The organism is Sphingomonas sp. PL20 (genome assembly GCF_017875905.1).
In the GTDB taxonomy this organism is placed as follows: Bacteria; Pseudomonadota; Alphaproteobacteria; order Sphingomonadales; family Sphingomonadaceae; genus Sphingomonas; species Sphingomonas echinoides.
On sequence record NZ_JAGINH010000002.1, the window covers coordinates 929,737 to 941,819 of the forward strand.

The 12,083-nt window shown below is 66.6% G+C and carries 13 protein-coding genes; 6 read left to right on the plus strand and 7 right to left on the minus strand.

The window, feature by feature from the left end; genetic code table 11:
- The first annotated feature begins 51 nt into the window (after positions 1–51).
- A complete protein-coding gene (locus H4W01_RS04445; protein ID WP_209610058.1) occupies positions 52–435 on the plus strand; it encodes a winged helix-turn-helix domain-containing protein in 384 nt (127 codons plus the stop codon).
- On the opposite strand, the gene H4W01_RS04450 is transcribed toward H4W01_RS04445, so the two are convergent.
- From H4W01_RS04450 to hpnI, 7 genes are all read right to left on the minus strand, one after another.
- Positions 419–919: a hypothetical protein gene (locus H4W01_RS04450; protein ID WP_334685145.1), complete on the minus strand. Its 501-nt coding sequence runs from the start codon at positions 917–919 to the stop codon at positions 419–421. The two genes, H4W01_RS04445 and H4W01_RS04450, sit on opposite strands and share 17 nt — an antisense overlap.
- Before the next feature lie 87 nt (positions 920–1,006).
- Positions 1,007–2,035 carry a lysylphosphatidylglycerol synthase domain-containing protein gene (locus tag H4W01_RS04455; protein WP_334685146.1) on the minus strand — a complete coding sequence of 343 codons (1,029 nt, stop codon included), beginning with the start codon at positions 2,033–2,035 and terminating at the stop codon, positions 1,007–1,009.
- Between the two features lie 160 nt (positions 2,036–2,195).
- A complete protein-coding gene (locus H4W01_RS04460; RefSeq protein ID WP_209610059.1) occupies positions 2,196–3,095 on the minus strand; it encodes a ferritin-like domain-containing protein in 900 nt (299 codons plus the stop codon).
- 15 nt (positions 3,096–3,110) lie between these two features.
- Positions 3,111–3,935 (minus strand): hopanoid biosynthesis-associated protein HpnK, encoded by an 825-nt coding sequence (gene hpnK, locus H4W01_RS04465; RefSeq protein ID WP_209610060.1) that lies wholly within the window; start codon positions 3,933–3,935, stop codon positions 3,111–3,113.
- On the minus strand, positions 3,932–4,129 hold the full coding sequence (locus H4W01_RS04470; RefSeq protein WP_010407788.1) for a hypothetical protein: 198 nt from the start codon (positions 4,127–4,129) through the stop codon (positions 3,932–3,934). Before H4W01_RS04470 ends, hpnK begins: the two co-directional genes overlap by 4 nt.
- Positions 4,130–4,138: 9 nt before the next feature.
- A complete protein-coding gene (gene hpnJ / locus H4W01_RS04475; protein WP_010407791.1) occupies positions 4,139–5,584 on the minus strand; it encodes a hopanoid biosynthesis associated radical SAM protein HpnJ in 1,446 nt (481 codons plus the stop codon).
- Positions 5,581–6,747 (minus strand): bacteriohopanetetrol glucosamine biosynthesis glycosyltransferase HpnI, encoded by a 1,167-nt coding sequence (gene hpnI, locus H4W01_RS04480; RefSeq protein ID WP_209610061.1) that lies wholly within the window; start codon positions 6,745–6,747, stop codon positions 5,581–5,583. Before hpnI ends, hpnJ begins: the two co-directional genes overlap by 4 nt.
- Before the next feature lie 159 nt (positions 6,748–6,906).
- Here hpnI and hpnA point away from each other — a divergent pair, with 159 nt between their 5' ends.
- From hpnA to hpnE, 5 genes are read left to right on the plus strand one after another with little or no spacing between them, the layout of a single operon-like run.
- A complete protein-coding gene (hpnA, locus tag H4W01_RS04485) occupies positions 6,907–7,905 on the plus strand; it encodes a hopanoid-associated sugar epimerase (RefSeq protein ID WP_209610062.1) in 999 nt (332 codons plus the stop codon).
- On the plus strand, positions 7,902–9,131 hold the full coding sequence (locus H4W01_RS04490) for a glycosyltransferase (protein ID WP_334685147.1): 1,230 nt from the start codon (positions 7,902–7,904) through the stop codon (positions 9,129–9,131). The genes hpnA and H4W01_RS04490 overlap by 4 nt, the downstream gene beginning before the upstream one ends.
- A complete protein-coding gene (hpnC, locus tag H4W01_RS04495) occupies positions 9,128–9,979 on the plus strand; it encodes a squalene synthase HpnC (protein WP_209610064.1) in 852 nt (283 codons plus the stop codon). Before H4W01_RS04490 ends, hpnC begins: the two co-directional genes overlap by 4 nt.
- Complete coding sequence (gene hpnD, locus H4W01_RS04500; RefSeq protein WP_209610065.1) at positions 9,976–10,815, plus strand: presqualene diphosphate synthase HpnD; 840 nt, start codon at positions 9,976–9,978, stop codon at positions 10,813–10,815. Before hpnC ends, hpnD begins: the two co-directional genes overlap by 4 nt.
- Before the next feature lie 44 nt (positions 10,816–10,859).
- Positions 10,860–12,080: a hydroxysqualene dehydroxylase HpnE gene (gene hpnE, locus H4W01_RS04505; protein ID WP_435804137.1), complete on the plus strand. Its 1,221-nt coding sequence runs from the start codon at positions 10,860–10,862 to the stop codon at positions 12,078–12,080.
- Positions 12,081–12,083 lie beyond the last annotated feature (3 nt).

Here is a 12,083-nt window from a genome sequence, read left to right on the forward strand (position 1 = left end):
TTGCGCGGCATTGCCACCATGCTAGGGCTTGGCGCTGCAACGGAGGCGGGGATGCGGATCGGCCAGCTCAAGATCAAGGCGCAGATCTATTGCGGCGATGAGCTGGCAATGGGGCCGGGCAAGGCCGATTTGCTCGAAGCGATCGACCGCGAAGGATCGATCTCGGGCGGCGGGCGCGCGATGGGGATGAGCTATCGCCGTTCGTGGTTGCTGGTCGACAGCATGAATCGCTGCTGGACCGAGAAATTGGTCGAGACGGTGGCGGGCGGCGGACAGTCGCGTGGGGCCAGCTTGACCGCAATGGGCCGCGCGGTGCTGACGGCCTATCGGACGCTCGAGGCCAATCTCGCCGCCAGTGCCGATGCCGCACCCATGGCCGAGCTCGACGCGATGCTGCGCGCCGAACCGCTGCCGCCGGTCAGGGAAGCGCCGTAACCAGCACCGGCGTCGCGGCATCCTTGCTGCCCGAGATTTGCAGCACGTAGCGGCCTGGACGAAGTTTGAAATCAACCAGCTTGCGGATGCCGCTGCACGCAGGGCCATGCTCATGCGCGACCGAGGTGAGCGCGGTGTGCGCCCGCACCATATCGATCCACGCGCCCGCACCGAGCGCGACGCGGTAGGTTCCTGCGCGCCGCACCGTGACGCCGAGCAACCCCCCCATGCTGCCGGGCGCGGGCGGCTTCCCCGGCGCGAGCCGGTAGCGAACGGTGTCGGTCGGGGCGAGCATCACCTCCACGCGCTTGCCGATCGTCACCTTGGTATGCGCCAGCGTGGGCGCGTCGGTGGCGGCGGCAAGGCTGAGGCCGGTCTGCCAGGCCGCGAGGCTTGCAGGCAGCGGCGCGGGCGGGGTCGGGCAGGGAACCGGCGCATCGGGCGCGGCGGCAATCAGCAAGGGGAGGGCCAGCAGCAGGGTCATCGGTTGCATCATCGGATCACCTTCACTGGACTATATTCTACGCTATACGGCGGCGTACTGGCTTGGGCAATTGACGCCGCGCAAAGCTCAACTGACGGCGCGGCGATATTCTCCAATTTGCCAGACCAGCAAGGCGGGCACGGCGATAACCACGTCGCGCGCGCGCTTGAGCAGCGACAGCGCCAGCGCGGTCGCGGGTGGCAGGCCGACCAGCGGGCCGATCAGCACATAGGCGGCTTCCTGCACCCCGATCGCGCCGGGAATGGCGAAGGCGACGCTGCGCAGCGTGAAGATCAGCGCCTCGATCATCAGCACCGCCCATAACGGCACCTGGCTGCCCATGAACCATAAGGCAATCCAGGCACCGGTGGCGCTGGCCAGCCAGGCGGCGAGATTGAACAGGAACGCAGCGATGACGCGGCGCGGTTCACGGTAGATTGCATCGAGCTGCTCGCGCACCGCCGCCATTGCCGCGACCGAGCCCGGCAGCAAGCGCGCGCCGAGCGACCCCGCAAGCTTCAGCATCGGTCGCTGTGCGAACACGAACAGCAGCATCAGCGCGACCATCGCGCCCACGCCCCCCAGCGCCAGCGGGACGAGCCCCTGCTGAACCGCCGCATGCGTCAGCACCAGCAGCAACACGCCCACCCCGAACAGCGTGAAGATCAATTGCGCGGCCATCTCGGTCGTCAAATCGGCGATCATCGAGGCGTAGATCACCGGCTGCGGTACGCCGAACGCGGCCAGCGTCCGCGCCCCCACGACCAGGCCACCCAATTGCGAAAAGGGCAGGATATCGGTCGCGGCCTCGCGCGTGGTGCGCGCCCACACGAACAGCCATAAGCGGTCCGCAGTCTCACTTGGCGCGACCGCGACCCACGCCATGCCAAGCAAGGCGAGCACGCCGCCCGACCATAAGACGAAGCTCGCCATGCCGAGCCAGCCGATCGACGCCATCGCCGCGCCGACTTGGACGAGCCCGACCGTGCCGACCGCGCCCGCAGCAACGACCAGCCCGATAACGGTGGCAAGGAGCAGCCCGATCCGGGCGGAGCGGTTCATCGATTCGCGACCGCGATTGGCGCTCGGCTCCGGCGCGGTAGCGAATTTGCGCACGCGAAGGCGCAAAGGCGCAAAGAGCGTCTGCGCATCGCAAAGCGATGGCTTTCGCTGACATTGGATCTGGGGCGCTGCGCGCGGGCGTGTCCGACCATCTTCGCGCCTTCGCGCCTTCGCGTGAATCGATCAAGCCCCGATCCATCGCGAAGGCAGGCGATCAGCGCGCGGCCAGCGCCTTCTTGCCCATCAGCCGCAACGCGAGACGGATTGCACCCGGAACGAATTTCGGGCGGATCAGCCGCTGGTCATAGACGGACAGCCTTCGGTCGTTTTCGGACAGGCAGATCGCGGCGAGTTCGGGGAATTCGATTTCGACGCCCAGTTCCTTGGAGCCGTTGAGCGTGAAATTGTTTTCCTGCGCCTTGGTGTTGTTCTCACCCATGCCCTTGGCCATGTCGATCCGTTCCCAGATCAGGAACAGCCACACCACCCACACTTTCAGCTCGAAATAGGGCCGCCGCCACCACGGCATATTGCGCCGCCACCACGCCACCCAATTGACGAAGAACAGGATATGCCGTCCTTCCTCGCGCATCACGGGTTCGAACGTGTCGACCAGCTCAGGCGGAAAGAAGCCGGAATCCTTGGCGATCTTGAACAGGCCAAAGCCGAAGAAACTGTCGATGCATTCGGAAAAGCCGGTGCGCATGAACGCGAATTCGGGGTCGCGCGGGCGTTTATACGCTTCCTCCGGCTGCAACTCGATTCCGTAAAAGGTCACCATGTCGGCCAGCACGATCTTGTGGCGGCTTTCCTCAAACGCGTTCATGTCGATCGCGTCGCGCAGCAGCGGATCGGTGATCTGCTCGCCATAGGTTTTGACGTTCATGCCCGCGCGGCCTTCGGTCGCGACGGCAATGTCCCAGATCGGCAGCGACACGATCCGGTTGCGGGTCTCGTCGTCCAGCACCGGCCAGTCGATCAACGCCGGTCGATAGGGATCGTGCGTGTCGAGCACGGTGCGGCAGAACAGGATTTTGTGGGCCGTGCTGCCAAGCGGGACGGGAGCACCGGGCGCGGGGGATGCGGGGGCAATCGCTTTGGAGATGAAATTCATGGGGCCTTTCTCCCGCTAGAGATCGGCGAAGCGCGCCAATCTAATATCGTTACGCGTAACGATCGAACGGGCTTGCGGATCCAGCAACGCCGCCAATTCCGCTTCATATTGATAGCCCGGCGCGGCCAAGGGGTAGGTTCCGGTCGCGGGGTGCAGGTAAATTTCGTTCACGCCATCGGGCAGGTTTTCGAGAATGCCGCGCAACCGGGCCGCGTGCATCGCGCCCGACCAGGCGAGGCCAAAGGTGCGGTCGGGTACTTTCATCCCGGCGGCACGGCCCGAGCGCTGGATATGCCGCGCGAACGGCTTGGCGATATCCAGTCCGGTGACGGGTTCGAACGCCGCGAGCGAAGCGCGCTCTTCAACCGGTGCGCGCAGCGCCTTCATCCCGTGGCGCAGCCCGACCTTGAGCAGCGTCGCCCCGATCACCGGGTGCAAATGCATATGCTTGTGCGAATTGACATGGTCGAGCGCCAGTCCCGTCGCCGCAAACAAAGCGAACTGCGCCTCGATCTCGGCCTCCAACTGGCGGCGCACCGACGGCTTGGCCAGCAGCGCCAGCGCGACCGGCAAGGATTCGATCCGGAACTGCCCGTTCGCATCAACCAGGTCGGGAATATCCGATGGCGGCAAAGCGGGCGGGGTTTCGGCCAGCGCAACGTGCAGCCCGACGCCCAGCGTCGGCGTCGCGTGCGCGCGCTCCACCGCATCGGCGGCGGCATCGCCCGTTACCATCAGGCTGGTGACGGTTAGTACCCCCTCGCGGTTGGCTTGTTCGACCGCGCGATTGACCTCGATCGACACGCCGAAATCATCGGCGGTGATGATCGCGGTCTTCACCGCCGGGGGAACCCGTAAAACTCCGGGTCGGCCAGCACCGCATCGGCCACATTGCCCGGGCTGGCGACGGCGACGCGGCGCAACACCGCGATCATCGCGTCGCGGTCGCCTGCGCGTACCGCCGCATCCCAGGCTTCTTCGCGACCGGTCGCGGCGATCCGCTCATTGACGGTCATCTCGGCAAGCGTGGTCATGGCCGTGCCTTATGCAGCTTCCTTGCGGCGGCGCAGGAAGTCGAAGAATTCAACCCCCTCGCGCAGGCGGCGCTTCATCATGTCCCAATCGGTCAGCATCTCGCGGACAATTTCCCAGATCTTGGACGGGCGGAAGTAGAAGCGCTTGTAGAACTCCTCGACCTTATCGAAAATCACCGCCGAGGACAGATGCGGGTAGCTCAACTGCGCGATCTGATTGCCGCCATCGGTCAGCAGGTCGTGCGAGCTGTCGAACCAGCCATTTTCGGTTGCCTGCTTGTACAGGAAGGTGCCCGGATAGGGTGCGGCCAGCGACACCTGGATCGTGTGCGGGTTGATTTCCTTGGCGTAGTTGATCGTTTCCTCGATCGTCTCCAGCGTCTCGCCGGGCAGGCCGAGGATGAAGGTGCCGTGGATGGTCAGACCAAGCGCATGCGCATCCTTGGTGAACTGCCGCGCGACATCGGTGCGCAGCCCCTTCTTGATGTTGTGCAGAATCTGCTGATTGCCGCTTTCATAGCCGACGAGCAGCACGCGGCAGCCGCCTTCCTTCATCGCCTTCAGCACGGGCTGGGGCACGTTCGCCTTGGCATTGCAGCCCCAGGTGACGCGGAAGCCGGGCGTGCCGAAGCCGAGCTTGCGCAGCTCGCCCGACAACTCGACGACGAAATCATGCGCATCGGCGAGCGTATCGTCGTCGAAGAAGATCTCGTTCACCTCGGGCATTTCCTTGAGGATGTATTTCACTTCCTCAATGACCTTGGGGACGCTGCGGTGGCGATAGCGATGCCCGCTGATCGTTTGCGGCCACAGGCAGAAGGTGCAGCGGCTCTTGCAGCCGCGCCCGGTGTAGAACGAGACATACGGATGGCGCTGATAGCCGCCATAATATTTCGACGTATCGAGATCGCGCTTGTAGATCGGCGAGACCATCGGGAGGACGTCCATGTCCTCGATCTGCGCGCGGTCCTTGTTGCGCACGATCGTCCCGTCGGGCGCGCGCCACGTGATGCCGTCGATTTCGGCAAAGGGGCGGCCCTCGGCCAGTTCGACGCAGGTGAAATCATATTCCTCGCGGCAAACGAGGTCGATCGCCTCGCACGCTTCCAGGCTGGCCTTGTCCTCGATCATTACCTTGGCGCCGACAAAGGCGACGATGATCTTCGGGTTGCGCTCCTTGATCAGGCGCGCGGTGCGGATGTCCTGGTTGAAGCTCGGCGTCGAGGTGTGGAGAATGACCAGATCGCGATCGTCGAATGCGTGCGCGATGTCCTCCCACGACTGGTCGTGCGCGGGCGCGTCGATCAGCTTCGATCCCTCGATCATCGCCGCCGGCTGGGCGATCCAGGTCGGATACCAGAAGGATTTGACCTCGCGCTTCATCTGGTAGCGCGCCCCGGCACCGCCGTCATACCCGTCGAAAGAGGGTGCCTGGAGGAAAAGGGTCCGCATCATGCTTGTTGCTCCGTGGAGGCCGAGACAATGCGGCCGTCCGTCTTCATTTTAAGTGTTGCACCGCGCCAATCAACCGACCGCACGAAGAAGCTCGCGATATACACCGCAAAAGCCAGGCCATCATGCAGCAGCGCCATCCACAGCGGTGCGATCCGCCCCCCTACTGCTGCATCGACGTTTCGCACAACCACCAACCGCGCAATTGCTGCTGCAAGGGCGAGCAAAAGCCCGAACTGTGGCGCATACAGCGCAGCCAAGAGCGCGGTGGGGAAGGGCAGGCCGATAACAATGCCGACATAGGGCCAGAAGGCGACGTCCCGGACGGTCGCGCCCCAGCGGAGTTCATGCCGCCATAGTTGCGACAGGCTGGTTTCATCGCAGGCGTGCGTTACCAGAACCGGCGGCACCGCGACGCGGAGGCCAAGGGCGCGCACGCCCTCGCCAATCGCATAATCGTCGGCCAGCACATCGGCGAAGCGCTGGAAGCCGCCGATCTTGTCGAGCGTCTCGCGCTTGAGCGCGATCGTCGATCCCATGCACGGCGCGGCCAGCCGATTCGACACCCCAAAGGCCACGCCCAGCATGAATTGATAGGTCACGCCCGCTGCGACCAGGCGCGACCAGAAACCGGCATCGCCGCGCCCGGAATAAATGCAGGTCACCGCGCCCACCGCAGGGTCGTCGAGCGTGGCGAGCAGTTGCGCCAGATAATCGGGCGCGACCGCGATGTCGCTGTCGCTGAGCACCACAAAGGGATGGCGCGCGGCGCGGTCCATGTTGATGAGGTTGGAGAGTTTGCCGCTCGCGCCGTGGATCGTGGGATCGATCACCAGTTCGATATCGGCGTTCGGATAGGCGGTTTTCAGCGCCTCGACGACCGCGATCGCCGGATCGTCGGCGCGCTGCACACCGCACACGAGTTGCAGCGGCCCGGCATGGTCCTGCGTCAGGAAGGTCGCGAGATTGTCGAACAGACGCGGTTCGGCCCCATAAAGCGGCTTGAGCAGGGTAACAGCTTCGGTGCGGGCGGACGCTGGTCTGGCACCAGCGAAAAAGCGCCGGAACACGATCGCTGCGGCCACCGAATAGACGATGCCGAACACCGCCAGCACGATCGCCAGCCAGCCCAGCGCCGTACCGATACTCTGCAGAATGTGGGTCACGATGCCTCCCTCGTAACGCCGCGCGGGGGACGGGTATAGGCGCGCGGACATGAAAAAGCTGTCATGTTCGCACCGGTTCGGTCCTTTCTGCCTGTCCGCTGCCCCTTGGTATTTGCTCTTGCGCCGCGTCGCACTAAAGCCACCGCCACTGGAGGCTGCTTGACCGATCGACCCATCATCCTTGTCACCGGCGTCTCCGGTTTTGTCGGCTCGGCCGTCGCGCGGCGGCTGGCAGCGGGCGGCGCGCGCGTGCGCGGGCTGGCGCGGGCAGGCAGCGCGCGGACCAATTTGGCGGATTTTCCGGGCGAACTGGTCGAGGGTGACGCGCGCGATGCCGCTGCGATGGCGCGGGCGATGGCGGGCGTGGCGCACCTCTATCATGTCGCTGCCGACTATCGCATCTGGGCTCCCGACCCCGAGGAAATTGTCCGCAACAATCTCGCCAGCACGCGCGCCGTGATGCAGGCGGCGCTGGCCGCCGGGGTCGAGCGAATCGTCTATACCAGTAGCGTGGCGACGCTGCGGCCCGACCACGGCAAACCCTCCGACGAAACGCGCCCGGCCACGCCCGAACAGGCGGTCGGTGCCTATAAGCGCAGCAAGGTGGTGGCCGAGCGGCTGGTCGAGGCGATGGTGGCCGAGCAGGGGCTGCCCGCAGTGATCGTCAATCCCTCGACCCCGATCGGCCCGCGCGATGCGCGCCCGACGCCGACCGGGCGAATCATCGTCGAGGCGGCGTCGGGGCGGATGCCCGCCTTTGTCGAAAGCGGCTTGAACCTCGTCCATGTCGATGACGTGGCCGAGGGCCATATCGCGGCAATGGAACGCGGCCGGATTGGCGAGCGCTATGTGCTGGGCGGGCGGGATGTGTCGCTGCGCCAGATGCTGGCAGATGTCGCGGCGATCGTCGGGCGCAAGCCGCCCACCGTGCAGATCCCGCGCGCGCCGCTCTTCCCGCTGGCGTGGATCAACGAACAGGTCGCGCGGGTGACGGGCAAGGAGCCGTTCCTGACGCTGGATGCGCTGCGCATGGCCGCCCACGACATGTATTATGCGAGCACCAAGGCCGAGACCGAACTCGGCTATCGCGCACGGCCTTATCGGGCGGCGCTGGAGGATGCGGTGGCGTGGTTCCGCCAGGCGGGGATGCTGGCGTGATCGCGCTCGGAATTGCCACGCTGTCGCTGTTGATCTGGATCGTGCTGGCGCTTGGGCGCGACGGGTTCTGGCTGACGCGCGAGCGGGATGGCGCGATTGCTCCCCTCCCTGGAAGGGAGGGGCCGGGGGTGGGTCGGCCTAGTGCAGGCGTTGCGCTCTCAACGGGCCAACCCACCCCCAACCCCTCCCTTCCGGGGAGGGGAGAAGGAGGGGCATGGCCCTCCGTCGTCGCCGTGGTGCCCGCGCGCGATGAAGCCGAGGTGATCGCCGAATCGATCGCGAGCCTCGCCGCGCAGGACTATCCCGGCGACTTCCGCATCGTCCTGGTCGATGATTCGAGCAGCGACGGCACCGCCGACATCGCCCGCGCCGTGGGATCAGACCGTTTGCAGATCCTCACCGGCGCGCCGCTCGCGTCCGGCTGGACCGGCAAATTGTGGGCGGTCTCGCAAGGCATCGCTGCGGCAGGCGACGCGCCCGACTATCTGTTGCTGACCGACGCCGACATCGCGCACGCGCCCGATAGTGTGCGCAGCCTGGTCACCCGCGCGGTGGCGGATGATCGCGTGCTGGTCTCGCTCATGGCGCGGCTGCGCTGCGAGAGTCTGGCCGAGCGTGCGCTGATCCCGGCGTTCGTCTGGTTTTTCCAGATGCTCTACCCGTTTGCGACGGTGAACCGGCGCGGGCGCGGTTTGGGCGCGGCGGCCGGCGGGGTGATGCTGGTGCAGCGCCGCGCGCTGGCGGCGGCGGGCGGGATTGCGGCGGTGCGCTCCGCGTTGATCGACGATTGCGCATTCGGCGCGTTGATGAAGCGGCAAGGGGCGGTGTGGCTTGGCCTGACCGATCGCGCGCTCAGCATTCGGCGGTACGACACGTGGGGCTCGGTCGCGGCGATGATCTCGCGCTCCGCCTACGCCCAGCTTCGCTATTCGCCGTTGCTGCTGGCGGGCACCACGCTCGGCCTCGCGCTGACCTATCTCGCGCCGCCGATCTTGGCGATTTTCGCGCGCGGCGCGGCGCATTATGCAGCGCTGGCGGCCTGGGCTATCATGGCGCTGCTGTTCCAGCCGATGCTGCAATTTTACCGTCGTTCGCCACTTTGGGGACCTGCCTTGCCATTGATCGCAACCTTTTATGCAGGCTGCACGCTGCTGTCGGCGTGGCAGCATGGGCGCGGACGCGGGGGCCTGTGGAAGGGCCGCGTTCAAGCGGATCTGTCGGCATGAGCACCGCGACCACCGCCACCGCGCTTGCCTCGGGCAAGGGGCATAAGGACGAGAATTTTCCCGTCGCCTCGGTGTTGCTGAAGCGCGAGCATCGCGCGCCCGTGATGGCCTTTTACCATTTCGCGCGCGCGGCCGATGATGTGGCCGATAACGCCGCCGCCTCGGCCGACGAGAAATTGGCGCTGCTCGCTGCGATGCGCGCGTCGATCCTCGGCACGGAGGATAGCGACGCGGCTTCGGTGGCGCTGCGCGCGACGATGGAGGCGCATCGGCTAAGCCCGCAGCACGCGCTCGACCTGCTCGTCGCGTTCGAGCGCGATTGCACGGTCGATCGCTATGCCAATTGGTCCGCGTTGCTCGACTATTGCCGCTATTCGGCGATGCCGGTCGGCCGCTATGTGCTGGATGTGCATGGCGAGGATCACGCCACCTGGCCCGCGTCGGACGCATTGTGCGCGGCGCTACAGGTCATCAACCACACGCAGGATTGCGCCAAGGATTTCCGCGCGATCGGGCGGGTCTACCTCCCGGCGGATGTCATGGCGGCGCATGGCGCGACGGTCGAGGATCTAAGGCAGCCGACGGCGACCCCGGCGCTGCGCGCGGTGATCCGCGATCTGGCGGCGCGATCGGGCGTATTGCTGGCGCAGTCGGCGGGCTTTGCCGCCGCGATTCGCGATCGTCGGCTGGGGATTGAGGTGGCGATCATCCACCGCCTTGCCGCGAGCCTGACCGCGCGCCTGAAAGTGCGCGATCCGCTCTCCGAGCGCGTCCACCACCGCGCGCGCGAGGCGTTTGGGCTCGCAGCGTTGGCGGCGGCAAAGCAAGTGGTTAAGGGGCGGGCATGAACCCCAAGGCGACCCCGGCGCATCTGCAGGCACAAGTCTCGCGCAGCTCCTTCTACGCCGGGATGCGCGTGCTGCCGAAGGCGCAGCGTGAGGCGATGTACGCCGTCTATGCCTTTTGCCGCGCAGTCGATGACATCGCCGATGACGAGATCGGCGATCGTCCAGCGCGCGCGGCCGCCTTGGACGCATGGCGCGCCGACATCGAGTCGCTCTACGCCGGTCGGGATCCGGGGCAGGCGGCGCTGGTGGCGGAGGCGGTGCGCCGCTTCGCGCTCGACAAGGCCGATTTTCTGGCGGTGATCGACGGCATGGCAATGGATGTCGCCGAGGATGTTCGCTGGCCGACCATGGCCACGCTGGACCTGTATTGCGACCGCGTCGCTTCGGCGGTGGGGCGCTTGTCGGTCAAGATCTTCGGGATGGAGGAGGAGACCGGCATCGCGCTGGCGCACCATCTCGGCCTCGCCTTGCAATTCACCAATATCCTGCGCGACGTGGATGAAGACGCCGCGATCGGGCGCGTCTATCTGCCGCTGGAGCCGTTGCAGGCGGCGGGCATTCCGCTCGGCGATCCGCTGGCTGTGGTTGGCGATGCGCGCGTCGATGCCGCTGCACGCGTGCTGGCGGCGCGCGCACACGAACATTTCCGCGCGGCCGAGGCAATTTTGGCGAAGCGGCCACGCGGGCATTTGCTGGCACCGCGACTGATGGCGGCGGTGTACGCGCCCATCCTGGTGCGGATGGAGGCAATGGGCTGGGCACCGCCGCGCGAGCGGATCAAGGTCAACAAGGCCGCGTTGCTGTTCACCGTGTTGCGGCTCAGCCTGTTCCGTTGAAGCGCGCGGATTCTATCGGGCGGGTCCGGATTGTCGGGGCCGGGATGGCGGGGCTTGCCGCCGCCGTCGATCTCGCGCGCGCCGGGCATAAAGCGGAGCTGGTCGATGGTGCGGCGCAAGCCGGCGGGCGCTGCCGCAGCTATCACGATCCGCAGCTCGGGCGGACGATCGACAATGGCAACCATCTGGTGCTGTCGGGCAATCGCGCGGTGGTGGACTATCTCGCGACGATCGGCGCGAGCGACCGGCTGAGCGGGCCGCTCCATGCCGATTTCCCGTTCGTCGACCGGCGCAGCGGCGCGCGCTGGGCGGTGCGCATCAATGACGGGCCGGTGCCATGGTGGATCTTCCGCGATGGCCGCCGCGTGCCTGGCACGCGGGCGGGTGATTATCTGCGGCTGGCGGGTCTGCTGGGCGGGGCGGCTACGCAGACGGTGGGCGGCCGGATCGATGCGCGTGGGGGCGTGTGGGACAAATTGATCGAGCCGGTGTTGCTCGCGGTGCTCAATACGGCGGCGGCGTCGGGCTCGGCGCGGCTATCGGCGGCGGTGCTGCGCGAGACGCTGGGCAAAGGCGGGCGTGCGATGCGGCCGCGCATTGCCGAGCCAACGCTGGCGGCGGCATTCGTCGACCCGGCGGTTTCGTGGCTGGAGCAGCAGGGCACGACATTGACGCTCGGGCGGCGGCTTCGCGGCCTTCGCTTTGCCGAGGATCGCGTTATCGCGCTTGATTTCGGGAGCGGCGAAGAGCCGGTCGCGGCGGAGGAGGCGGTGATCCTGGCGGTGCCGCCGTGGGTCGCGGCGTCGTTGGTGCCGGGGTTGACCGTGCCCGATGATTTCCGCGCGATCGTCAACGCGCACTTTGCGTACACGCCGCCACCCGGCGTGGCGCCGATGATCGGCGTGATTGGCGGGACGGCGGAATGGATCTTCTCTTTTGCCGATCGCATCTCGGTGACGGTCAGCGCCGCTGATCATTTGGTCGACACCGACCGGGCTGAGTTGGCCGCGACCTTCTGGGCGGATATCGCCGCGATCCACGGGCTGCCGCCGACGCTGCCGCCGTGGCAGATCGTCAAGGAAAAGCGCGCCACCTTTGCCGCCACGCCCGAACAGGATGCCAAGCGGCCGCCTGCCGCCACGCGCTGGCGCAACCTGTTTCTGGCCGGGGACTGGACGCAAACGGGTCTGCCGGCGACGATCGAAGGTGCCTTGCGATCGGGCGAAACCGCTGCCCGCTTGGCGCGGGGTGCCCGGCTCGGCTAAGGC

What these genes read in the sequence shown, in the direction of transcription:
- H4W01_RS04445 (WP_209610058.1), top strand. Translation starts at nt 52, where the DNA reads ATGCGGATCGGCCAGCTCAAGATCAAGGCGCAGATCTATTGCGGCGAT.
- H4W01_RS04450 (WP_334685145.1), bottom strand. Translation starts at nt 919, where the DNA reads ATGACCCTGCTGCTGGCCCTCCCCTTGCTGATTGCCGCCGCGCCCGAT.
- H4W01_RS04460 (WP_209610059.1), bottom strand. Translation starts at nt 3,095, where the DNA reads ATGAATTTCATCTCCAAAGCGATTGCCCCCGCATCCCCCGCGCCCGGT.
- H4W01_RS04470 (WP_010407788.1), bottom strand. Translation starts at nt 4,129, where the DNA reads ATGACCACGCTTGCCGAGATGACCGTCAATGAGCGGATCGCCGCGACC.
- hpnJ (WP_010407791.1), bottom strand. Translation starts at nt 5,584, where the DNA reads ATGATGCGGACCCTTTTCCTCCAGGCACCCTCTTTCGACGGGTATGAC.
- hpnC (WP_209610064.1), top strand. Translation starts at nt 9,128, where the DNA reads ATGAGCACCGCGACCACCGCCACCGCGCTTGCCTCGGGCAAGGGGCAT.
- hpnD (WP_209610065.1), top strand. Translation starts at nt 9,976, where the DNA reads ATGAACCCCAAGGCGACCCCGGCGCATCTGCAGGCACAAGTCTCGCGC.
- hpnE (WP_435804137.1), top strand. Translation starts at nt 10,860, where the DNA reads ATGGCGGGGCTTGCCGCCGCCGTCGATCTCGCGCGCGCCGGGCATAAA.